Raw genomic sequence first — 20,524 nt, forward strand, 5'->3', positions numbered from 1 at the left:
AAGCCGTCATGGTCCGGCTTCCTGCCCGTTCGGCTTGCGCGTGTCAGACGGAGAGGATGGAGACTCCGGCGGTGCCGGGTGCTCCGTAGAGCTGTGCGTAGCCGACCCGGGGCTGGCCCGGGACTTGGCGTTCTCCGGCCTGGCCTCGGAGTTGGAGTACCAGTTCGTGGACCTGGCGCAGGCCGGAGGCGCCGATGGGTTCGCCGTTGGCGATGAGGCCGCCGTCGGTGTTGACCGGCAGCCGCCCGCCGATCTCGGTGGCGCCCTCGGCCAGCAGCCGCTCCTGCTCGCCATCGGCGCACAGGCCGTTCTCGGCCATGTGGATGATCTCCGCGCCCGCGTCGGTGTCCTGCAACTGGACCACGTCCACGTCCTCGGGACCGATGCCCGCCTCCTCATAGGCCGCCCGCGAGGCGAACACCGTCGGCGCGTCCGCCTGCTCCACCGCGGCCCAGGAGGCGTGCACCTCATGCGCCCCATAGGAGCGCGTGCGCAGCGTGGTGGCGCGCAGGAACACCGGGGAGGAGGTGTAGCGGTGGGCGATGTCGGCGCGGCACATCACCACCGCCGCCGCGCCCTCGTCGGGGCTGCAGAACATGTAGCTGGTCAGCGGGTAGTTCAGCATCCGCGACCCCAGGACGTCCTCCTCCGACAGCGGTTTGCGGCGGAAGGCGTTGGGGTTGATGGCGCCGTTGCGGTAGTTCTTGGCCGCCACCCGCGCCAGCGTCCGGTGCGAGATCCCGTGGTCGTGCATGTACCGGTTGATCTTCATCCCGAAGAACTTGGTCGTCAGGAAATGACCGATGTCCCCGTACCACGACGGCGCGCTGTAGTGGATCGGGTCGGCGGTGAAGGCCCCCGAGTCGTGCTTGTCCATCCCGACCGCGACCCCGATGTCGTACTTGCCCGACCGGATCCCATCGGCGGTCAGCTGCAGCGCGGTCGCCGCGGTCGCGCACCCGTTGTAGACGTCCATGAACGGGATCCCGGTCAGCCCCAGCAGGCCCACGACGGCGTCGGGGTTGTCGACCTCGCGGCTGCCGCCGAAGGCGAACTGCACCTGCCTCCACTCGACTCCGGCGTCGGCCAGCGCGCCGCGGACCGCCTCGGCGCCCATCTCGATCGCCGACTTGGCACCGAACCGCCCGAACGGGTGGATCCCCACCCCGATGATCGCGACATCGCCCATCTCAGCTCGCCTCCTGCTCACCGCGCGGCCTGAACGCGTACGACATCACCTCGGTGCCATCGCCCTCGGTACGGAAGGTGAAGATCTCCAGCTCCAGCTCCATCCCGAAGCCGATCTGCTCGGGATCACTCACCGTCAGGCGCCCCTCGACGCGCACCTCGTCACCGAGCTGGACCAGGCCGACGGCGAAGGGGCGGAAGGTCTCGGGCGTCTCACCACTGGCATAGGGCTCCTTGGGCAGGAACTCCTGCGTCGTCCACGTCCACAGCGTCCCGGTACGCGGCAGCAGCACCCGCCCCATACCGGTGTCACCACACCGCGGACACGACGACTGCATCGGGAACGTCGTGGCCTCACACCGGCCACACCGCCCCCCGATCAACTGAGGTCGCTCACTGGGCCAGGTGAAGACGTCGGGCGCGAAGGGTATCTGTGACAAAAGGAACCGCTCCTTAGGATGCGGGCCGGTCGGCGAGACCATCGGCCGTGTGGAGCCGGCTTCGGCAGGCGGCGATGCGCCAGCCCTCCGGGGTCCGGACAAGGTCGTCGACATAGAACACGTTGCTGGAGGCGCCGTCGCTCCGGTCGGCGAACAGCAGGTTCCGCGTGGTGCGGGCGCGGTCGGCGCCGGTCATCTCGATGGCCGGCACGCCCCCGAGGTGCATCCCTCGCGGCGACGCCGTGAACACTTCGCGCAGACCGTCGTGCCCGTCGAACGTGCGCCCGTACACCTCGTAGCGGGCGTCGGGCGTGAACAGCGAGACCCAGCCCTCGACGTCCTCGAGGTCGAGCGTCAGGCAGTACCGGGCCAGCAGCGTGCTGATGGCCGCGTGGTCCTCGGGCGAGGCAGGCATCCCGCTCTCCAACTCAAGCCGTCAAGGCGATCAACGACTCATTCAGCACCGGCCGCGATGCGGGATGGTCGACTACGCGTCAAGCTAGCAACTCTCCGACTTTGGATCAATTTTGACATCGAAGTCAGTAATTTGATATCGCTCACACCGCCGCGGCGGGGCGGGCCGCGGGCAAAAGTTCAACTTCGATGTCATATTCGCTATACTTGACCGACGCTGTGGGGAGTTCGGCGCCTGCGGGTCATGGCCGCCGCGAGTACCGGCCGGCGGCTTCCGCCGGGCGGGTGCGGGGCCCGCGGAACGCGGAGGTTCCGGCGGACGGGGCCGCGTTCCGCGCGTTCGCGGCCGCGCCTCACCGTCGCCCTCCGGCTGGAAGAATGGCGGACGGCGCCGGGGGCTCGGCGGATTCCGCCGTACCCTACCCCGGAGGCGGCCGGGGGCGGCGGAGGCCCGCGGAGCGGTCGCCGCCGCACGCTTCGCCAGAAAGGATCACCGTGCCCGAGAAGACCGAACGCAGGGCTGTGCTGCCCAACGCCAGTCGTGGCCGGCGCGGCGACGAGGAGAAGGACAAGCGCCGCGGCACCGGACGCACCGTTCGGGGCCGTGAGACCCGCCGCCGTCTCCTCGAGGCCGCCAAGGAGGTGTTCGAGCGCGACGGGTTCCTGCACGCCCGGATCGCCGACATCGCCGACATCGCGGGCATCTCCCACGGGTCCTTCTACACCTACTTCGTCTCGAAGGAAGAGATCTTCACCGAGATCGTCGACTCGGTCGAGGTCAACCTGCTCACCCTGGAGCCGGCCCCCGCCGACGCCGACCCGGTCGAGCGGATCCGCGCGGCCAACGAGCACTACCTGGTGGCCTACGGCGCCAACGCCAAGATCATGCGGGTCATCCACCAGGTGTCCACCATCGACGCCGCGGTCCGCGAGACCCGCCTGCAGCGCCAGGACGCCTTCGCCCACGCGATCGAGCGCCGCGTCCGCCAGCTCCAGGAGGCGGGTCACGCCGATCCCGCCGTGGACGCCGGCTACGCCGCCCAGGCGCTCGGCGGCATGGTCGCCTACTTCGCCGAGTACCTCTTCAACACCGACAACGCGTTCGGCTTCGACCTGGCCACCGCGACCGACCAGCTCACCCGCATCTGGACGAACGCGCTCGGCATGAAGGACCCCGGCACGGGCAAGGCCGGCGCCACGGGCAAGGCGGGCGCGGGCAAGGGCAAGGCCGCCAAGGGCAAGGACAAGGCCTCCTCGGACGGCTGAACGCCGGGTCAGGCCATGGTGTACCGGATCGGCAGGCGCTTGGGCCCGCCGACGAACAGGGTCTCCATGTAGGCGGGGGTTCCCGCGAGCTCGATCGATGCCACGCGGGGCACCAGTTCGGCGAAGAGCGCCCGGCCCTCCAGCCGGGCCAGGTGCGTGCCGAGGCAGTAATGGGCGCCGAACCCGAAGGCCATGTGGCGGTTCGGGGTGCGTCCGACGTCGAAGGTCCCGGGGTTCTCGAAGACGTCCTCGTCCCGGTTGGCCGAGGGGTAGGAGAGCAGCACCGACTCCCCGCGCGCGATGGGCACGCCGCGCACGGTCGTGTCCTCGGTGGCCGTCCGCATGAACTGCTTGACCGGTGAGACCCAGCGGATCATCTCCTCGACCGCGGTGGGGACGAGGGAGGGGTCGGCGGCCAGGCGCCGCCACTGGTCCGGGTGCTCCAGCAGGGCGTGCAGCCCGCCGGCGATGGCCGCACTCGTCGTGTCGTGCCCCGCCGTGGCGATCAGCACGTAGTACCCCACCGCCTCGAGGTCCCCGATCGGCTCACCGTTGATCGTGGCGTTGGCGATCCCCGAGGCGAGGTCGTCGCCCGGGTTCGCGCGGCGGTCGTCGGTCAGCGTCTTGAAGTAGGTGAAGAAGTCCAGCAGGGTGTCCATGAAGCCCGTGTCGCCGGCGCGCCTCGCCAGGTCCTCGTCGTCGGCGCCGAACAGCTCCTGGGTCAGCTTGAGCATCCTGGGGAAGTCCTCCTCGGGCAGTCCGAGGAGGGACAGGATGACGTACAGCGGGTAGTGGGAGGCGACGTCGGCGAAGAAGTCGCACTCCCCTCCCAGGCCGGCCATGTGGTCCACGTAGCGTCTGGCGAGTTCCTCGATCCGGCCGCTGAGCCGCCGGACCCCGCTCGGCTTGAACCAGTCCGCGCTCACATGGCGGTAGACCGGGTGGTCGGGTGCGTCCATCTGCACCAGCGCGCGGATGGGGATGTCGGAGCGCACGTCGTCCTTGGGCTTGGGGCCGAGGGCGGGACGCGGCGCGTTGATCCAGGTCTCGGCGTCGCGCGCGATCGCCATGACGTCCTCGTGCCTGGTGATCGCCCAGAACGGGTTGAACCTCGGGTGTTCGACGAGGTGCACCGGCGACTCGCGGCGCAGCAGCGCGGTGGCGGCGTGGAACCGCGCGTCGTCCGCGTAGGCGCGCGGGTCGGTGAAGACGGTGCCCGCTTCCTCGATGTCCATGTGCAGTGCCTCCGGGGGCCGGCTCGCCGCACGATATCTCAATATCGACGTCATCATCAAGATCGTCGCGGTTCCGGTCCGGCGGGATCCGGTCGTGCTATATCGACGTCGATGTTGACAACGGACGGGTGCGGGCGGTGTGATGGGCGGGTGGGACAGGACAACTGGATCTTCGACTTCGACACGCACTACTACGAGGCGGAGGACGCCTTCACGCGGCACCAGGACCGCTCGCTGGGCAACCGGGGCGTGCGCTGGGCCGACATCGACGGCCGCCGCCGCCTGATCGTCGGGGGGAAGGTCAACGGCTACATCGCCAACCCCACGTTCGATCCGGTGGCCCGCCCCGGCGCGCTGTACCACTGGTACCGCGGCAACCCGGAGCGCAAGGGCATCCGGGAGGCGTTCGGCGAGCTCGAGCCGCTGCGGGCGGAGTACCGCGACCGTGAGGCCCGCGTGCGGGTGCTGGACGAGCAGCGCGTGAAGGCGACGCTGCTGTTCCCGACCCTGGGCGTGGGGCTGGAGGAGGCGCTCAAGGACGACCCCGGCGCGTGCTCCAAGGTCTTCCACGGCTTCAACAAGTGGCTGGACGAGGACTGGGGCTACAACTACCGGGACCGCCTCTACGCCGTCCCCTACGTTCCTCTCCTCGACCCGGCCGCGGCCGTCGCCGAGCTGCGCGAGCTGATCGGCCGCGGGGCCACCGTCGTCAACGTCCGCAACGCCCCGGTGCCGGTGCCCGGCGGCTTCCGTTCGCCGTTCGACCCCGCCTACGACGCCTTCTGGGGTCTGGCCGAGGAGGCGAACGTCGTGGTGGCCACCCATGCCGGCAACGACGGCTACGACGCCATCGTGCAGATGTGGGAGCCCGGCTCGGCCGAGCAGTCGGTGCTGCGCTCGCCCCTGCGGGGCGTGCTCACCAAGGGGCGCGCCGTCACCGACTTCTACGGCGCCGCACTGTGCCACCTGGTCTTCGAGCGCTTCCCCCGGCTGCGCATGGCCAGCGTCGAGAACGGCGCCGGGTGGATCCCCGACCTGCTCCACCGGCTCGACGACGTGGCCAACCGCAACCCCGGCTACTTCAAGAACCACCCGCGCGAGGTGTTCGCCGAGCACGTCTGGGTCACCCCGTTCTGGGAGGACCGGATCGACGACCTCCTCGCCGACGTGCGCACCGACCGCCTGCTGCTCGGCTCGGACTGGCCGCACGCCGAGGGCGTCGCCCAGCCGGTGGACTTCATCACCGAGTCGCTCGGCTCCCTCGACGAGCACGACGTCCGGCGCATCTCCCACGACAACGCGCTCGAGGTGCTGGGCCTGCCGCGCACCTGATCGTCCCGGGCCCTCAGGCGACGTGGACGGAGGGGCGCTCCCGGGTTCGGGAGCGCCCCTCCGCCGCCGGTGGCGGTCGTCACTTGAGGATGGGGAAGCGGCGGACGAGCGCGGTATCCGCCCACCGGCGGCCGAGGCCCAGGGTGTGGCCGGCGCTGACGAGGGCGAGGCCGACCAGGACGATGGCGTAGATGAGGTGGTCGTCCATGAAGGGGTTGTTCTCCGGCGGCAGGACCGCGGACCACATCATCACCAGCAGCAGCGCGCCGCCCGCCGCGGCCGCCCGCAGGGCGACGCCCAGCACCAGCGCGGCACCGACCCCGGCCAGCCCGATCATGAACAGCCAGTCCGCCCACGCCTGGCCCGCGAGACCGTGGTAGAACCCGGCGAACGGGCCCTCCGGGGTGTTCTTCAGGAATCCGGCGGTCGGGCTGCCGCCCTCGATCCACGCCCGGGCCGCGGGGGTCTCGTGCCCCAGGCCGAAGGTCTTGTCGAGGAACGCCCACACGAACACCCAGCCCAGCGCCAGCCGGGTGAGGGCCCACACGTACCGCGCGGCCGGGGACTCGGTCAGGGGCTGCGGCGCCGGCAGGTGCGGCAACCGGTGCGCCCGGCGCCCCTCACCGGCCTTGGGAGTCGAGACGGCCATGGTCGCCTGCCTTTCTTCGAGAGGCGAACTTGTTGACGTCCTGATCTCAACACCCCCGGCCATGGCGGGTGCAGGAGCCAAGGACCCTCCTTCTCAGGGCCCTTGGTCCCGGCCGGAGCGCGCGTTGGACCCTGGTACCGCGGCCTCGGCCGGGCGCAGCGTAGGGGCATGAGATCCGCGCACGTACCGCTGGAGGAACGGACCGCGGCCGAGGTGATGACGATGGACCTGCTCACCATCTCCGCCCGCGAGTCCGTGCTCATGGCGTGGGAGCTGATGTGCCGCGCCGAGGTCCACCACCTGCCCGTGGTGGACGACGAGGGCGGCTTCCTGGGCATCGTGGACGCCGCGACGCTCACGGCCGCCTGGGACGCCGCCGGGCCGCGGCGCGCCCGCAGGCCCGTCACCACCCTGCTCGGCGAGCACGCGAAGGACTCGGTGCGCCCGGCCGCGACCGTTCCCGAAGCGGCCCGGTCGATGCTGGAATCGGGCAACGACCACGTCGCGGTCACCGATGCCCAGGGCGCCCTGGTGGGCCTGATCACCGCCCGCGACCTCATCACCGAGCTGGCCGGGGCCGCGCGGGACAGGACCGCCCAGCGGTCGGGCATGCCCTCCCTTTACCGGATAGAGCCCGTACTGCCCGGCGAGGCACCGGCGGCCGCGCGCCGGGACGGGCGGCACTCCGCCGGGGCGGGCGGCTTCCACCGGGCGCGGCCCGACGAACCCCTCGCACGGCGCCGTCCGGCAAACGCCGGGGAAAAAGAGGTCACACGGCCCGTCATCCGGGACCTTCGCCCCTGACCCCGCCCGGCGGGCAGGCGCGAGCCTTGGGCGTGTGAACACGACGACCGTCACCGGCCCGCCGTACCAGTGCACCCCCCGGGAGGTCGCCGAGGATCTCGGCACCGACCCCGATCTCGGCCTCACCTCGGACGAAGCGGCCGCGCGATTGGCGCGGCACGGCCCCAACGTGCTGCCGGAGGCCCGGCGGCGCGGGCCGGTGGCGCGGTTCCTGCTGCAGTTCCACAACCCGCTGATCTACGTGCTGCTGGTGTCGGCGGTCATCACCACCGCGCTGGGCGACCACGTGGACGCGGCCGTGATCCTGGGCGTGGTGGTCGCGAACGCGATCGTCGGGTTCGTCCAGGAGGCGCGGGCCGAGCGGGCGCTGGCCGCGCTGGCCGCGATGACCCGCACGGTCACCACCGCCGTCCGCGACGGGCGGCCCGCGCGCCTGCCGTCGGAGGAGCTGGTGCGCGGCGACCTGGTGCTGCTGGAGGCCGGTGACAGGATCCCCGCCGATCTGCGGCTGGTGCGCGCCGCCGACCTCTCGGTGGACGAGTCCGCGCTGACCGGCGAGTCGGCGCCCGTCGCCAAGACGCCGGACGCGCTCGGCGAGGCGGCCCTGGCCGACCGCCGCAACATGGCCCACTCTGGCACGTTCGTCACCTACGGGCGAGGGGCCGGCCTCGTCACGGCGACCGGCGCCGGCACCGAGATCGGGCTCGTGCACCGGCTCGTCGGCTCGGCGACCGCCGTGCAGACCCCGCTCACCCGCAAGATCGCGCGCTTCAGCCGGGTGGTGACCGTGGCCATCCTGGCCCTGGCCGCCCTCACGTTCGCCGTCGGGGTGCTGCGCGGCCGGCCCGTCCCGGAGATGCTGACCGCCGCGGTGGCGCTGGCCGTGGGCGCCATTCCCGAGGGCCTGCCCGCGGTGGTGACGATCACCCTGGCGTTCGGGGTGGCCCGGATGGTGCGGCGCAACGCCATCGTCCGGCGGCTGCCCGCGGTGGAGACGCTCGGGAGCACCACCGTCATCTGCACGGACAAGACCGGGACGCTGACGCGGAACCAGATGACCGTCACCGGCATCGCCGCCGGGGGCCGCCTCTTCGAGGTGACCGGCACCGGCTACGCGCCCCGCGGCGAGATCCTCGCTGGCGGCGGGCGCGTCGAGGCGGCCGCGCACCCGGCCCTGCGCGAATGCCTGATGGCCGGGCTGGCCTGCAACGACGCCCGGATCACCCAGGGCGGGGACGGGGGCGGCTGGAGCCTGGTCGGTGACCCCACCGAGGGCGCCCTGGTCGTCAGCGCCGCCAAGGCGGGGCTCGGCGAGGCCCCCGAACGCCTCGACACGATCACCTTCAGCTCGGAGCGGCAGTACATGGCCACCCTCCACGCGGGCGGCGTGATCTACGCCAAGGGCTCGCTGGAGCGCATCCTGGCGATGTCGGACCGCCAGCTCGCCGCGGACGGCGGCACCGAGCCCCTCGACGTCGAGGGCATCACCGCCGTCGCCCACGCCTACGGCGGGCAGGCCCTGCGCGTGCTCGCCCTCGCCCGCGCCGACGCCGATCCCGCCGCCGACCACCTCACCGAGCCGCCGCCCCGGCTGGTCTTCCTGGGCCTGCAGGCCATGCACGACCCGCCCCGCGAGGAGGCGGCCCGGGCCGTCCACGCCTGCCGGACCGCCGGGATCCAGGTCAAGATGATCACCGGGGACCATGCCGCCACGGCCCGCGCCGTCGGCGCGCGGATCGGGCTGGACGGCGAGGTCATGACCGGCGCCGACCTGGCCGCCACCGCGGACGGCGACCTCCCCGGCGCCGTCGAGCGCACCGCCGTGTTCGCCCGCGTCTCCCCCGAGCAGAAGCTGCGCCTGGTCCGGGCGCTGCAGGCCCGCTCCCACGTCATCGCCATGACCGGGGACGGCGTGAACGACGCGCCCGCCCTCAAACAGGCCGACATCGGCGTGGCGATGGGACGCGACGGCACGGAGGTCGCCAAGGAGTCGGCCGACATGGTCCTCACCGACGACGACTTCGCCTCCATCGAGGCCGCCGTCGAGGAGGGCCGCGGCGTCTTCGACAACCTGGTCAAGTTCATCGTGTGGGCGCTGCCCGCCAACATCGGCCTCGGCCTGGTCCTGGTGGCGGCGATCCTGGGCGGCGGCGAGCTGCCCATCCTGCCGGTCCAGGTGCTGTGGCTGAACATGACCGCCGTGCTGGTGCTCGGGCTGCCGTTCGCGGTCGAGCCGCGCGACGAGGACATCATGCGGCGCCCGCCCCGCGACCCCGCCCTCCCGCTCATCACCAGGCGGCTGACCGCCCGCATCCTGCTGGTCGCCGCGATCCTGCTCGCGGGCGCGTTCGGCCTCTTCCACTGGGAGCAGGCCCACGGCGCCTCACTGGCCGAGGCCCGCACCGTCGTGGTCAACGTCTTCGCGATGACGCTGCTGGCCTACCTGTTCAACTGCCTGTCGCTGGAACACCCGATGCTGTGGCACGGCGTCCGGCGCAACCCGTGGGTCGGCGCGGGCGCCCTCGCCCTCATCGCCATCCAGGTCTTCTACACCTACGTCCCCGTGATGCACGACCTGTTCCGTTCCGCCCCGCTCAGTCCCGGCGCCTGGGCACGCGTCGCCGCGGTGGCCGCGATCGCCTACGCCCTGGTCGAACTCGCCAAATGGGCGACCCGGCGCACGGAACGAGCCTGAGCCGTCTCCGGCCGGTCACTCCGCAGGGGTTCCACGGGACGCGTGGACGACCGCTACCGGGCATCGCGCGTGGTGGAGCATGGCGTGGCCGACCGAACCGAGCACCAGGCCGCTGAAGCCTCCCCGGCCCCGCGACCCCACGACCAGCAGCCGGGCACGCGCGGATGCCTCGGCCAGAACCCGCGTGGGACGGGCGTGCACGACCTGCCGGATGAACGGCACGCCGGGGTACTCGGCCTCCCAGGGCGCCACGAACTCCGCCAGGGCCCGCTCCTGCTCCTCTGTCACCACCACCGGGTCGAACACCAGCGGCTGCATGTCCCCCGGACGCTCGGAGGCGGGATGGCTCCAGGCCATCACCGCCCGTGCGGGGGCCCCTCGGACGGCGGCCTCCTCGAAGGCGAAGTCCAGAGCCGCCGCGCTGCCCGGGGAGCCGTCCACCCCGACGACCACCTCCCCCGCGTCCGGCGTGCCCTCGGCCGGCTCGGGCTCCGCGGTCCCCGGCCTGTCCGGGCGCACCGCCACGGCGGGGCAGGACGCGTGCGAGGTCACCTGCAACGCCACCGATCCCAGCAGCAGACCGGTCAGGCCGCCGGAACCGTGGCTGCCCACCACGACCATGAGCGCGCCCCTCGACTCCCTGATCAGCACCTCGGCCGGTTGCCCGCCGACCTGCCCGCCGGACACCTCCACCTCGGGCGCCCGTGCCCGCGCCCGTCCCAGCGCCTGCCGGACGACCTCCTCGCCGTTGTCGCGCATCCACTCCCGGACCAGCCTGATCCGCGGGTCGGCCTGGGCGTCGAACAGCCAGGCGGCGACCGCGTGCACGACCCGCAGCGGCGCTCCCCGGCGCGCGGCCTCCGCCGCCGCCCACTCGACCGCGACCAGGCCGTGCTCGGACCCGTCGGCCCCGACGACGATCTCGTTCATGCCCACGACGCTAGCCACCGTCCCGGCCCGGGGCCCGGGACGAAGGTCCCGGGCCGGCGCGCCGACGGACCTCGGTCCATCCGGTGCGGCTTCCCGGCCCCGGGTCCGTTTGAGCCACGCCGGAACGGCCAACGACCTTTGGCAAGGGCGCCTGCCAGGACCGATGCTGGAAGGGGGTGACAACCATGGAAGCCAAGAAGTGGAACACACAGGTCTTCATCAACGAGCGCGGCAACGACACCTACGTGCGCGCCGTGCTGACCACGCAGGACGGCACCACCATCGAGGGCACGGGCCACGCGCGGCGCAATCCCGCCGACCGGGCCGTTCCGGAGATCGGCGACGAGCTGGCCGCCGGGCGGGCCTTCCTGGATCTCGGCCACCGGCTGGTGACACTGGCCGGAGCCGACATCGAGCAGGCCCAGAGACTCGGCTGACACCGCCGCGCGAGGCCACCGCGCATCGCACGGGGTGATCCGCCCCGCCGCGGTCACGATCCGTGGTGGGGCGGTGAGCCATGCCGCACGGCGGTGCCGAGGATCCTCAAAGGTCGGCCTCACCTGTATCAAGCTCGCCCACTGTCAGGGGCAGGCCCTCGTCTGGGGGGTAAGGCCCCGGCCGAGCATCGGCGTACGAGCAGCCGGCCACAACACAGGAGACCGGGCCTCGACCGCCCGGGGCATCCGAGCAGAGGAGTGGTGAGATGACCACCGTTCAACCCACCGGGACCACCAGGAAGAGAACGACCAGGGCCACGACCAAGGCCACCGCCCAGAAGCGGGAGCCCGCCCAGCGGCGGCAGACCGCCCGGACGCGACAGACCGCCGCGGCGCGGCAGACGACCGCCCGGACGCGGCAGACGACCGCCCGGACGGGGCAGGCCGCCTCCCGGACGGGGCAGGCCACCTCCCGGACGCGACAGACCGCCACCGCCCGGACGCGGCAGACCACCCAGCGGCGGCAGACCACCCGGCAGACCGCCCAGCGGCGGCGGACCGCCGAGGAGCGGCAGAGCACCAGCCTGCCGATTCCGGTGGTCACCCCGCACGTCAAGATCTACAACGTTCCCGTTCCGGGAACGGGGGCGGGAATGCACAAGATGGCGGAGGCGGGCCGTTCGGCGGCCTCGTACCTGCCTCCGCGCCGGCGGCTGGCGTTCTACGGGGCGCTGGGCGCGATGGCCGCGCTCGAGGTCATCTCATGGCCGGTCGCGGCGGTCGTCGGAGTCGGCACCGCGATCGCGGGACGCAGCCGCGGCATGGGCAAGGACCGCGCCAAGGAGTCCTGACACGGCCTGCTCGAAGGCGCCGGCCCTCACCCCCGGCGGGTGAGGCGGAGGCCACGCGCTCCCCGAAGGATGCCGAGGGAGGCGCATCGGGAGCGGGGTCTCGACATGAGTGCCGGCGGACCGGATCCGGAGGGCGCGAGCGGGCCCGGGCGCGCGAGCGCGGAGGAGACGGAACCGCGCCTCCTGCGGGCCGAGGTGGCCGGACTCCGCGCCGAACTGCGGCTCGGAGCCGGAACCGTCTCCTCCACCGCGGGCGCCGCCACCGGACTCGGCCCCCTGAGTCATCGGCGCCGGGACGCCACCGCGTACTGCCGCGTGTACATCACCAGCGCCCAGATCACCACGACGTCCAGCACGATGATCAGCACGGACCAGACGGGGTAGTAGGGCAGGAACATGAAGTTGGCCACCGCGCTCAGGCCGGCCAGGATGATGCCGACCGTGCGGGCCCACGCCTGCCCCGCGATCACCGCGAAGCCCGCGACGGCCACGAAGATCCCGACGACCAGATGGATCCAGCCCCAGGTGGTGAGGTCCCAGCTGAACACGTAGTCGCCCCGGACCACGTACAGGTCGTTCTTGAGGATCGCGGCGACGCCCACGATCGCCCCGAAGATCCCGGCCAGGACCATGACGCACGCGGCGAAGTAGGCGAAGCCCACGGCCCAGCCGCTCACCGGCCGCTCCACCATCTCCCGTTCTTGGTCCGCTCGTCCGGACATCTCGCCTCCTCCTGCTCGTCCCCTCGGCTCGCACCATCGTCCGGCCGCGGACACCGACTCCAGATCACCCGGAGCGGATGAAAGGGGACCGATGGGTAGGGTTTTCCCATGGGCAAGATCAAGCGGATGCCGCGCGGGGTGTACGAGGAAGAACTCGCCCGCCTGCAGGAGGAGCTGGTGAAGCTCCAGGAGTGGGTCCGGTCGGAGGGCGTCCGCCTCGCCGTGGTGTTCGAGGGCAGGGACGCGGCCGGCAAGGGCAGCACGATCAAGCGGGTGACCGAGTACCTCAACCCCCGCGTGGCCCGGATCGCCGCGCTGCCCGCGCCCTCGGACCGGGAGCGCACGCAGTGGTACTTCCAGCGCTACGTCGAGCATCTCCCCGCCGCGGGCGAGATCGTCCTCTTCGACCGCTCCTGGTACAACCGCGCGGGCGTCGAGAGGGTCATGGGCTTCTGCACCAAGCAGGAGTACATGCGCTTCCTCCACCAGTGCCCGATCTTCGAGCGGCTGCTGGTCGAGGACGGCCTCCTGCTGCGCAAGTACTGGTTCTCGGTCAGCGACGCCGAGCAGGAGCGCCGCTTCCGCAACCGGCTCGACGACCCGATGCGGCGCTGGAAGCTGTCCCCGATGGACCTGGAGTCGATCACCCGCTGGGAGGACTACTCGCGCGCCAAGGACGAGATGTTCCTGCACACCGACATTCCCGAGGCGCCGTGGTACGTCGTCGAGAGCGAGGACAAGCGGCGGGCGCGGATCAACATGATCGCCCACCTGCTGTCCACGATCCCCTACCGGGAGGTGGAACGCCCCGAGCTGCGGCTGCCGCGGCGTCCGCCCCCGAAGGGCTACGAGCGGTCGCCGCGCGAGATGCAGACCTACGTCCCCGACCACGCCGCCACCCTCCCCCGATGACCCTGCGTCCGGGCCAGGGGGTTGACCTATTATCCCGATGTGAATAACAGACAATCGGATCGAGGCTTCTCGGCCCTGCTCCCGCGCCTGGACCGCTCGGTGGTCGCGATCGAACCCCCGGGCGAGGGCGAGGGGTACTGGGCCGGGGCGCCCAGCGCGGTCGAGGGCGACGGGTGGATCTACCTGGCGTACCGGCTGCGGCGCCCGATCGGCGAGGGGCGCGGCTACGCGGTCGCGATCGCCCGTTCCGCCGACGGCGAGCGCTTCGAGCAGGTCGCGGCCATCGGCAAGGACGAGATGGACGCCGAGTCGCTGGAGCGGCCCGCCCTGACGCGCACCCCCGAGGGGACCTGGCGGCTCTACCTGAGCTGCGCCACGACCGGGACCAAGCACTGGCGCGTCGAGGTGCTGGAGGCCGCCGACCCCGCGGGGTTCGACGCCCGGAACAGGCGGGTCGTCCTGCCGGGCGACGCCCGGACCGGGGTGAAGGACCCCGTGATCGTGCGTCACGGCGGCGTGTGGCACCTGTGGGCCTCGTGCCATCCGCTGGCGGAGGCCGACGAGGAGGACCGCATGGTCACCAGGTACGCCACCAGCGCCGACGGCCTGGAGTGGAGCTGGCACGGCACGGCCCTCGGGCGGCGGGCCGGCGCCTGGGACGCCCGCGGCGTGCGGGTCAGCGCGGTGCGCTTCACCCCGGACGGGATCGTGGCGGCCTACGACGGCCGCGCCAGCGCGGCGGAGAACTACGAGGAGCGGACCGGCATCGCCACCGGCCGCGTCCCCCAGACTCTGACGGCGCAGGGCACGCTCCCGTGGGCCGCGTCCCCCTTCCACGGCGGCGGGCTCCGCTACCTGGAGATCCTGCGCACCTCCGACGGCCGCGACCGCCTGTTCTACGAGGTCACGCGCGCCGACGGGGCGCACGAACTGCGGGCCGAGCTGCGCTGAGCCGCCCTCACCAGGGGCGGCGGCGGCCGTTGCGCGCCTGGCGCTGCCCGGCGGGCCTGGCGCCCACCAGGCCGCCGGACTCGGGGCGCGGCTCCAGCCACGCGCCGAAGCCCTCCCCGGTCACCTGCTCCAGCAGGCCGATGTCGGACGCGAAGTAGGGGATCAGGGCCTGGCGCTGCTCCCAGGTCAGCGGCCGCCGGGGGCTGCCGTCCCGCTGCAGGGCGCGCTCCAGCGGAGCGGTGGCCTTCGCGGCCAGGTCGCCCGGCAGCAGCGCGCCCGCGGCCGCGCCGACCCGCAGGGTGCGGGCCAGGAGCCGGTGACGCGGCGTCCGGTCGGGATGCGCGGTGACGTTCTCCCTCGGCACCTCGGAGAGGACTCCCGTCTCGACGCCCAGGAACGAGCAGATCCGGTCCAGGGTCTCGGCGGGACGTTCCAGCAGCTCCCGGTACCGGAACACCAGGATCTGCTCGCGGGGGAACAGCCCGTACAGGTGCTCGAGCTGCTCGCCGTAGCGGCCCAGCCGGACGTAGTGCCAGAACGCCGCCCATCCGGCGTCGATCCGGCGTTCCTCGTCCTGGCAGGCGCGGACCACGTCGTCGACCGGCTCGAGCCCGGCCGACCACAGGTGCGTCCAGTTGGAATGGGCGCGCTCCACCGGATCGCGCAGGATCGCGATCAGCTTCACCTTCGGGATCAGCGCGTGGATGCGCCGCTGCGCGTCGCGGTCGTACAGGTAGAAGGGGGTCGACTCGCCGCGCAGGGTGCCCGGCGGGGCGCCGTCGAACAGCGCCTCGTAGTCGGGCCGGCGCCAGACGTGCTCGCGGTAGGTCTGCGCGTCCCCGGGGCCGCCCCGGGTCGGCGGCGGGCCGTCGGTCAGGAAGAACTTGGGCTCCTTGACCGGTGACATGAAGAGCCCGGGATGGCGCGTCAGGGCCGCGTGCAGCGCGGTGGTCCCCGCCTTCGGAGCGCCTGCCACCAGGAAGTCCGGCAACGCCATCGCTTCTCCCCGCCGGGTGCCGTGCATCGAATCGACGTATCAGACTATATCCACTGGAATAGTAGGAATCTATACGCCGGGCGGCGACCGCGGCGGGAACCGGGCTCCGGGCGGGCCGCCTGCACTCCCCCGTGCACCGGAAAAGGGGCGTATGGATCCCGTTAAGAGATCTTGACGCCTCGGGCGGCCCCTGCTGTATCCAGGAAGAAAACCACCCAAATCAAAACGGGACGGAAGTACGGAAGCGATGCACCCCCGGCGCCGTACGGCGCGGCCTGCCGTCCCCCGGCCACAGCGGGCGGAGCCATCCGAATGCTGAGGGTGAACGGCTCCGAACGGCCCGCGCTGTTCCGGGCGACGGCGCTGACCTTCGCCGGCGACCGCTCCTACCTCGATCCCGTGGACGGCGCGATGCTCGCCAGGGCGGCCGGGCGCCCCCAGACGGCCTGGCAGTCCCTCCGCTCCGCCGCGGAGATCATCGACTTCCGCGCTCCGGACGGGGCGGTGCTGCTGTCGGTGGGCCGCATCCCGGCGGGATTCCGCCCGCGCGCGTGGGCGCCGGTGTTCTGGCCGGCGGGTCCGCGGATCGGCGTCATCCGCCCCCGGGGGCTCTTCTACTGCGACTTCCAGCTGCGCGATCCGCGCGGCGAGGTGCTCGCGGTGGCCGAGCGGGCCTCGAAGGAGTTCCGGGAGTCGTTCGTCGTCCGGGACGCCCGCGGCGGCGCGGACCTCGCCACCGTGATCGAGCCCGAGGAGTCGGTCCGGGCCCTGGGCGAGCGGGACGCGCCGCCGGCCACGCGCCGGCTCGATGTGGAGTTCCTCACCGACCCGCCGCCGGACGTGCACGCCCTCGTCCTGGCACTGCCCCTCGCGATCCGCATGCGCCACGGCTGGGACTACTGGCAGTCGTGACCCCCTGGGCCCGCCGCCACCGCCCGGGGCGGGCGTTCACTCGTGCAGGCGGGCGCCCTTGAGGACCTTGTCGACCGCGTTGCGCGGGCCGTGCAGGGCCAGCCCGACCAGATCGAGCTGGTCGCCGGGCACCGCGCGCACCGCGGCGCGGTTGTCCCGGTCGTTCCCGGTGGCGAACAGGTCGGAGGTGAACACCGACATCGGGATGCCGCGGCCCAGCGCCCGCAGCCGCGCGGCGGTCAGCGTCTCCTTGGACCCGGCGAAGACCAGCACGGGCTGGCGGAACATCGGCAGGTAGCCGGTGCCGTCGGCGTCGGCGTAGGGCTCGCCGAGCAGCTCCGGGCCGGCCGCGGCGATGCCGCTGACCAGGAACGCGGTCACGTTGAGGCGCTGCCAGGGCTCCAGGTCGTCGCGGAGCAAGACGGCGATCTTGGTATCGAAGCGGATCGTCTCCATGGCACGCCATGCTGGTCCGGCCCGCGAGCCCGCGTCTTGTACGTTCTTAGCATGCCCGCCGACGCCCAGGTCGCCGCGTGGCGTCCCGGGGTGCCGGGCGTCACCGAGGTCTTCCACGCCCACTTCACCGATCACCGCTACCCGATGCACACGCACGACGCGTGGACGCTGCTGATCGTCGACGACGGCGCGGTGCGGTTCGACCTGGACCACCACGAGCACGGCGTGACCCGCTCGCTGGTGACCCTGCTGCCGCCGCACGTCCCGCACGACGGGCGCGCCGCGACACCGCGCGGCTTCGGCAAGCGGGTGCTGTACCTGGAGCCGGAGCTGCTGGAGGAACGGCTGATCGGCGCCGCCGTCGACCGTCCGGCGCTGGCGGACCCGCTGCTGCGCACGCGGATCGGGCAACTGCACGAGGTGCTGCGGCTGCCGGGCGACGAACTGGAGGCGCAGAGCCGGCTGGCACTGGTCCGGGAGCGGCTGAACGGGCATCTGCGGCACGACGTCACCGCGCCGCCCGCGAGCCGCGACCCCGCCGTGGCCCGGCGGCTGCGCCGGCTGCTGGACGAGCGGGCGCCGCAGGGCCTGTCGCTGGACGAGGCCGCCCGCATCCTGCAGGTCCATCCGACGCATCTGGTCCGCTCCTTCAGCCGGGCGTACGGCATGCCGCCGCACCTGTACCTGACCGGGCGCCGGGTGGACCTGGCCCGGCGGCTGCTGCTGGCCGGGCGGCGGCCCGCCGAGGTCGCCGTCGCCGCGGGTTTCTACGACCAGCCGCATCTGACCCGCGTCTTCCGGCGGACGGTGGGGGTCAGCCCGGCCCGCTACGCGGGCGGGCGCCCCGGCCGTCAGGGGTCGGACACGGCGTGCTGAACCGTCCCCAGCGCGGAGAGCAGGATGTCGAAGCGGACGAGCAGGTCGCGGAGGCCGGGCAGATCGCCCGCCTCCTCCGCGCGGCCCAGCACGCGCTCCATCGCGTCGGCGGCGAGGCGCAGCCTGGTGACGCGCGCGACCAGCAGCCGCCGCCCGCCCGCACCGGTCCCGGCGGCCCCGGCGGTCTTGAGGGCCGACAGCGCCGCGTCCAGCTCGGTCTTGATCAGCTCCACCGCCGCCCGCCCGTCGGCCACGGGCCCCGAGGGCAGCGGCGCGCTGCTCTGCAGGCAGGACAGCAGGTGCAGGCGGGCGAGGGCCGGACGGCAGCGCAGCGCGTACTCGCGCAGGTCGGGCCCGCCCGTCACCGCGTGCGGGCGCGGACCCGCGTCCACCTGGACGGCGGCGCGCACCGGCCGCCGGCTCCGCGTCGGCGATAGGGGTGGCACATCCTCTCCTCTCGTAGGGCCCGCACGTCGGCGGACCGGCAGGACGGGCCGGATCAGCCCGCCGCGTGGTCCAGGGCCGCCGCCAGGACGAAATCGGCGATGGTGGTGGCGACCCGCCGGTGACCGGTGGCGTTGAGCACGTCGTGCCGGGAGCCGTGGAACCCGGCGAACTCGGCGTGCTTCAGCCGTCCCGCCCAGGCGTGGTTGTGGCGGGCGGGCACGATGGTGTCGCTCATGCCGTGCACGAACATCACGGGGAGGTCCAGGACGGGCAGGCGCTCGGCGAGCCGGTCCCACGCGGGGCGCAGCGTCGACGGCCGGACGGAACCGGCCCGGTCGTCCTCACGGGCGGCGCTGCCCGGTGTGTACAGCCGGGACAGGTCCAGGCCCACGGGTGCGCCGTCCGCGAGGCCCTCGACCCGCGGCAGCGGGCTGACCGGCGTCGAGGTCAGGACCATACCGGCGCAGCGCTCGGCGCCCGGCAGGGTGTCGGCGCAGGCCGCCAGGGCCGCGACGGTCCCGCCCAGGGAATGGCCGCCCAGGATCAGCGGTGGCCCGCGGCGGGCCCGGTCGGCGAGGGCGCCGAGGGCGCCGGCCAGGTCCTGCATCGCGGCGGGCCCGTCCGGTGCCGGACGGCGGCGACCGCTGGCGGCGTTGACGGCCCAGACGCTGATGCTCCGTTCGCGCAGCGCGCCGACGAGCCGGTCCAGGCGGCCGGATTCGGCGCCGCCGCCGTGGACGAACAGCAGCTCGGCCAGGGGGTTCCGCACCGGCCACCTGTGGAAGGCCACGGAACGAAGAGGCGGGGATTGGACGTCGAGCATGTGGGGACTCCAGACGAGCGCGTCCACGCGTCGATCCCTGTCCCCTGGGACATCGGCCTGCACGACCGGATCGGGATCGGGGCGCGGGCTGGCACCGGCATTGACCTGCGGTCACCGGGCGGCATGGCCGCCGACGGCGCGACCCGGGCGGGTGGCGACCCTCAGCCCTGACACAGGGCGCTGGCGATGCGGCACAGGTCGACGTGTCCGCGCGAGGTGAGCCGAGCGCCTTTCCCCATGGCTCCACGGTAGGCGGTCCGGCCACAGTAGACAACTAACTCGATAGGAAAAGTCGAGTCAGTGGCCCGGGGGCCGCGGCAGGCGCGCCGCCCGTTCAGCGTGTCGCGACCTCCTGGAGGGCGCCGGCGACCGCGCGCGGCTCCGTGATCATGAGGTCGTGCCCGGTGTCGATGTCCCACAACCGGCCCTCCGCCCGCGCCCGCTCGATCAGGGCTGGGTCGCGGGTGGCCAGGGTGGAGGTGCACACGATGTGGTACTGCGGGATCGCCCGCAGCGCCTCCTCGTCGGTGAGCTTGAGCGGCTGCTCGAAGCACTTCCAGGGATGCGGGGTGAGGCGCTCGTCCATCCAGGCGAGGTCGCCGGGGTCGGTCACCCCGTAGAACGCGCCCGCGCCGGGGGCGGGCAGCAGGACGAGCTCGACGCCGTCGACGACCTCGCCGAACGGGCGCGCCGCGTCGATGACCGGTCCCGCGACGTCATGGAGCGACTGGCCGTTGGCGGGGGTGGCCGCGTCCAGGTAGACCAAGCGTCCCACCCGGCCGGCCATGCGGTCGGCGACGCCGGTGACGACCATCCCGCCGTAGCTGTGACCGACCAGGATCACCTCGCGCAGGTCCTCGTGGTGCAGCACCGCGCTGACGTCCTGGATGTGCAGGTCCAGGTCGACGTGCGGGCCCAGGAGGTGGGAGCGCTCGCCCAGCCCGGTCAGCGTGGGGGTGTGCACCTCGTGTCCGGCGGCGCGCAGGATCCGGGCGACGGGGCCGTAGCACCAGCCGCCGTGCCCTCCGCCGTGGACGAGCACATAGGTCGCCATGACCCTCCCCTTTCTCGCACGAGTAACGATAACGCTGTTACCGATAAAGGTGAACAACCCTCTCCAGATCGCCGAGGTCGACCGCACCAGTTCAGGGACGGGCGCTTTACCAGTTTCCGGTTTTGTGTCCGGT

At 72.8% G+C, this 20,524-nt stretch carries 22 protein-coding genes and 1 pseudogene; 10 read left to right on the plus strand and 13 right to left on the minus strand.

Translation table 11 applies throughout. The features are described 5' to 3' along the window. Positions 1–43: 43 nt before the first annotated feature. The 4 genes and pseudogenes from ACZ466_RS52830 to ACZ466_RS52845 form a co-directional block, all read right to left on the minus strand. Complete coding sequence (locus ACZ466_RS52830) at positions 44–1,189, minus strand: thiolase family protein (RefSeq protein ID WP_464041861.1); 1,146 nt, start codon at positions 1,187–1,189, stop codon at positions 44–46. A gap of 1 nt (position 1,190) precedes the next feature. Beyond that, positions 1,191–1,490 (minus strand): Zn-ribbon domain-containing OB-fold protein, encoded by a 300-nt coding sequence (locus tag ACZ466_RS52835; protein ID WP_464044068.1) that lies wholly within the window; start codon positions 1,488–1,490, stop codon positions 1,191–1,193. Between the two features lie 9 nt (positions 1,491–1,499). After that, positions 1,500–1,742, minus strand: a pseudogene (locus ACZ466_RS52840) (zinc ribbon domain-containing protein); the annotation flags it as partial. Further along, complete coding sequence (locus tag ACZ466_RS52845; RefSeq protein WP_378284790.1) at positions 1,642–2,043, minus strand: nuclear transport factor 2 family protein; 402 nt, start codon at positions 2,041–2,043, stop codon at positions 1,642–1,644. The pseudogene ACZ466_RS52840 and the gene ACZ466_RS52845, both read right to left, overlap by 101 nt. A 494-nt stretch (positions 2,044–2,537) precedes the next feature. Between ACZ466_RS52845 and ACZ466_RS52850 the strand changes: the two genes are divergently transcribed. Further along, positions 2,538–3,308 carry a TetR/AcrR family transcriptional regulator gene (locus tag ACZ466_RS52850; RefSeq protein ID WP_378284789.1) on the plus strand — a complete coding sequence of 257 codons (771 nt, stop codon included), beginning with the start codon at positions 2,538–2,540 and terminating at the stop codon, positions 3,306–3,308. A gap of 8 nt (positions 3,309–3,316) precedes the next feature. Here the strand turns inward: ACZ466_RS52850 and ACZ466_RS52855 are convergent, their stop codons facing one another. After that, positions 3,317–4,543, minus strand: coding sequence for a cytochrome P450 (locus tag ACZ466_RS52855; RefSeq protein WP_378284788.1), 1,227 nt, complete (start codon positions 4,541–4,543; stop codon positions 3,317–3,319). Positions 4,544–4,693: 150 nt separating this feature from the next. Between ACZ466_RS52855 and ACZ466_RS52860 the strand changes: the two genes are divergently transcribed. Continuing rightward, on the plus strand, positions 4,694–5,875 hold the full coding sequence (locus ACZ466_RS52860) for an amidohydrolase family protein (RefSeq protein WP_378284787.1): 1,182 nt from the start codon (positions 4,694–4,696) through the stop codon (positions 5,873–5,875). 79 nt (positions 5,876–5,954) lie between these two features. Here the strand turns inward: ACZ466_RS52860 and ACZ466_RS52865 are convergent, their stop codons facing one another. Next, entirely contained in the window at positions 5,955–6,524 is a 570-nt protein-coding gene (locus ACZ466_RS52865) for a hypothetical protein (RefSeq protein ID WP_378284786.1), read from the minus strand. Positions 6,525–6,692: 168 nt separating this feature from the next. On the opposite strand from ACZ466_RS52865, the gene ACZ466_RS52870 reads away from it, so the two are divergent. Further along, positions 6,693–7,328, plus strand: a complete 636-nt coding sequence (locus ACZ466_RS52870) for a CBS domain-containing protein (protein WP_378284785.1) — start codon at positions 6,693–6,695, stop codon at positions 7,326–7,328. Between the two features lie 34 nt (positions 7,329–7,362). Next, positions 7,363–10,023 (plus strand): cation-translocating P-type ATPase, encoded by a 2,661-nt coding sequence (locus ACZ466_RS52875; protein WP_378284784.1) that lies wholly within the window; start codon positions 7,363–7,365, stop codon positions 10,021–10,023. 15 nt (positions 10,024–10,038) lie between these two features. Here the strand turns inward: ACZ466_RS52875 and ACZ466_RS52880 are convergent, their stop codons facing one another. Next, positions 10,039–10,953, minus strand: a complete 915-nt coding sequence (locus tag ACZ466_RS52880) for a universal stress protein (RefSeq protein WP_378284783.1) — start codon at positions 10,951–10,953, stop codon at positions 10,039–10,041. Positions 10,954–11,138: 185 nt separating this feature from the next. On the opposite strand from ACZ466_RS52880, the gene ACZ466_RS52885 reads away from it, so the two are divergent. After that, positions 11,139–11,390 carry a DUF1876 domain-containing protein gene (locus ACZ466_RS52885; protein ID WP_378284782.1) on the plus strand — a complete coding sequence of 84 codons (252 nt, stop codon included), beginning with the start codon at positions 11,139–11,141 and terminating at the stop codon, positions 11,388–11,390. A 266-nt stretch (positions 11,391–11,656) separates the two neighbouring features. After that, on the plus strand, positions 11,657–12,241 hold the full coding sequence (locus tag ACZ466_RS52890) for a hypothetical protein (RefSeq protein WP_378284780.1): 585 nt from the start codon (positions 11,657–11,659) through the stop codon (positions 12,239–12,241). Between the two features lie 281 nt (positions 12,242–12,522). On the opposite strand, the gene ACZ466_RS52895 is transcribed toward ACZ466_RS52890, so the two are convergent. Then, positions 12,523–12,963, minus strand: a complete 441-nt coding sequence (locus ACZ466_RS52895) for a DUF7144 family membrane protein (RefSeq protein WP_378284778.1) — start codon at positions 12,961–12,963, stop codon at positions 12,523–12,525. A 108-nt stretch (positions 12,964–13,071) separates the two neighbouring features. On the opposite strand from ACZ466_RS52895, the gene ppk2 reads away from it, so the two are divergent. Together ppk2 and ACZ466_RS52905 are read left to right on the plus strand one after the other, a co-directional pair. Then, entirely contained in the window at positions 13,072–13,875 is an 804-nt protein-coding gene (gene ppk2, locus ACZ466_RS52900; protein WP_378284776.1) for a polyphosphate kinase 2, read from the plus strand. A 39-nt stretch (positions 13,876–13,914) separates the two neighbouring features. Next, positions 13,915–14,826, plus strand: a complete 912-nt coding sequence (locus ACZ466_RS52905) for a hypothetical protein (protein WP_378284775.1) — start codon at positions 13,915–13,917, stop codon at positions 14,824–14,826. Between the two features lie 7 nt (positions 14,827–14,833). On the opposite strand, the gene ACZ466_RS52910 is transcribed toward ACZ466_RS52905, so the two are convergent. Then, entirely contained in the window at positions 14,834–15,823 is a 990-nt protein-coding gene (locus tag ACZ466_RS52910; protein WP_378284773.1) for a sulfotransferase family protein, read from the minus strand. A 312-nt stretch (positions 15,824–16,135) separates the two neighbouring features. Here ACZ466_RS52910 and ACZ466_RS52915 point away from each other — a divergent pair, with 312 nt between their 5' ends. After that, entirely contained in the window at positions 16,136–16,735 is a 600-nt protein-coding gene (locus ACZ466_RS52915) for a hypothetical protein (RefSeq protein ID WP_378284772.1), read from the plus strand. A gap of 36 nt (positions 16,736–16,771) precedes the next feature. Here ACZ466_RS52915 and ACZ466_RS52920 read toward each other — a convergent pair whose 3' ends face one another. Continuing rightward, the gene (locus ACZ466_RS52920; RefSeq protein ID WP_378284792.1) at positions 16,772–17,182 is read right to left on the minus strand and encodes a DUF2000 family protein; all 411 of its coding nucleotides are present in this window, start codon (positions 17,180–17,182) and stop codon (positions 16,772–16,774) included. A 60-nt stretch (positions 17,183–17,242) separates the two neighbouring features. Here ACZ466_RS52920 and ACZ466_RS52925 point away from each other — a divergent pair, with 60 nt between their 5' ends. Further along, positions 17,243–18,067 carry a helix-turn-helix transcriptional regulator gene (locus tag ACZ466_RS52925; RefSeq protein WP_378284770.1) on the plus strand — a complete coding sequence of 275 codons (825 nt, stop codon included), beginning with the start codon at positions 17,243–17,245 and terminating at the stop codon, positions 18,065–18,067. Here the strand turns inward: ACZ466_RS52925 and ACZ466_RS52930 are convergent. The 3 genes from ACZ466_RS52930 to ACZ466_RS52940 all read right to left on the minus strand — a co-directional run bounded on the left by ACZ466_RS52930 (position 18,043) and on the right by ACZ466_RS52940 (position 20,391). Beyond that, positions 18,043–18,513 (minus strand): hypothetical protein, encoded by a 471-nt coding sequence (locus ACZ466_RS52930; protein WP_378284769.1) that lies wholly within the window; start codon positions 18,511–18,513, stop codon positions 18,043–18,045. The genes ACZ466_RS52925 and ACZ466_RS52930 overlap by 25 nt on opposite strands. Before the next feature lie 53 nt (positions 18,514–18,566). Then, positions 18,567–19,283 carry an alpha/beta hydrolase gene (locus ACZ466_RS52935; protein ID WP_378284767.1) on the minus strand — a complete coding sequence of 239 codons (717 nt, stop codon included), beginning with the start codon at positions 19,281–19,283 and terminating at the stop codon, positions 18,567–18,569. Positions 19,284–19,671: 388 nt separating this feature from the next. Beyond that, the gene (locus ACZ466_RS52940) at positions 19,672–20,391 is read right to left on the minus strand and encodes an alpha/beta hydrolase (RefSeq protein ID WP_378284766.1); all 720 of its coding nucleotides are present in this window, start codon (positions 20,389–20,391) and stop codon (positions 19,672–19,674) included. Positions 20,392–20,524: the final 133 nt, after the last annotated feature.

Source organism: Actinomadura rugatobispora (assembly GCF_055379765.1).

Coding starts and splice junctions, on each gene's coding strand:
- ACZ466_RS52925 (WP_378284770.1), top strand. CDS start 17,243: ATGCCCGCCGACGCCCAGGTCGCCGCGTGGCGTCCCGGGGTGCCGGGC.
- ACZ466_RS52910 (WP_378284773.1), bottom strand. CDS start 15,823: ATGGCGTTGCCGGACTTCCTGGTGGCAGGCGCTCCGAAGGCGGGGACC.
- ACZ466_RS52855 (WP_378284788.1), bottom strand. CDS start 4,543: ATGGACATCGAGGAAGCGGGCACCGTCTTCACCGACCCGCGCGCCTAC.
- ACZ466_RS52830 (WP_464041861.1), bottom strand. CDS start 1,189: ATGGGCGATGTCGCGATCATCGGGGTGGGGATCCACCCGTTCGGGCGG.
- ACZ466_RS52880 (WP_378284783.1), bottom strand. CDS start 10,953: ATGAACGAGATCGTCGTCGGGGCCGACGGGTCCGAGCACGGCCTGGTC.
- ACZ466_RS52845 (WP_378284790.1), bottom strand. CDS start 2,043: ATGCCTGCCTCGCCCGAGGACCACGCGGCCATCAGCACGCTGCTGGCC.
- ACZ466_RS52890 (WP_378284780.1), top strand. CDS start 11,657: ATGACCACCGTTCAACCCACCGGGACCACCAGGAAGAGAACGACCAGG.
- ACZ466_RS52870 (WP_378284785.1), top strand. CDS start 6,693: ATGAGATCCGCGCACGTACCGCTGGAGGAACGGACCGCGGCCGAGGTG.
- ACZ466_RS52885 (WP_378284782.1), top strand. CDS start 11,139: ATGGAAGCCAAGAAGTGGAACACACAGGTCTTCATCAACGAGCGCGGC.
- ppk2 (WP_378284776.1), top strand. CDS start 13,072: ATGGGCAAGATCAAGCGGATGCCGCGCGGGGTGTACGAGGAAGAACTC.
- ACZ466_RS52835 (WP_464044068.1), bottom strand. CDS start 1,490: ATGGGGCGGGTGCTGCTGCCGCGTACCGGGACGCTGTGGACGTGGACG.
- ACZ466_RS52895 (WP_378284778.1), bottom strand. CDS start 12,963: ATGTCCGGACGAGCGGACCAAGAACGGGAGATGGTGGAGCGGCCGGTG.
- ACZ466_RS52940 (WP_378284766.1), bottom strand. CDS start 20,391: ATGGCGACCTATGTGCTCGTCCACGGCGGAGGGCACGGCGGCTGGTGC.
- ACZ466_RS52915 (WP_378284772.1), top strand. CDS start 16,136: ATGCTGAGGGTGAACGGCTCCGAACGGCCCGCGCTGTTCCGGGCGACG.
- ACZ466_RS52865 (WP_378284786.1), bottom strand. CDS start 6,524: ATGGCCGTCTCGACTCCCAAGGCCGGTGAGGGGCGCCGGGCGCACCGG.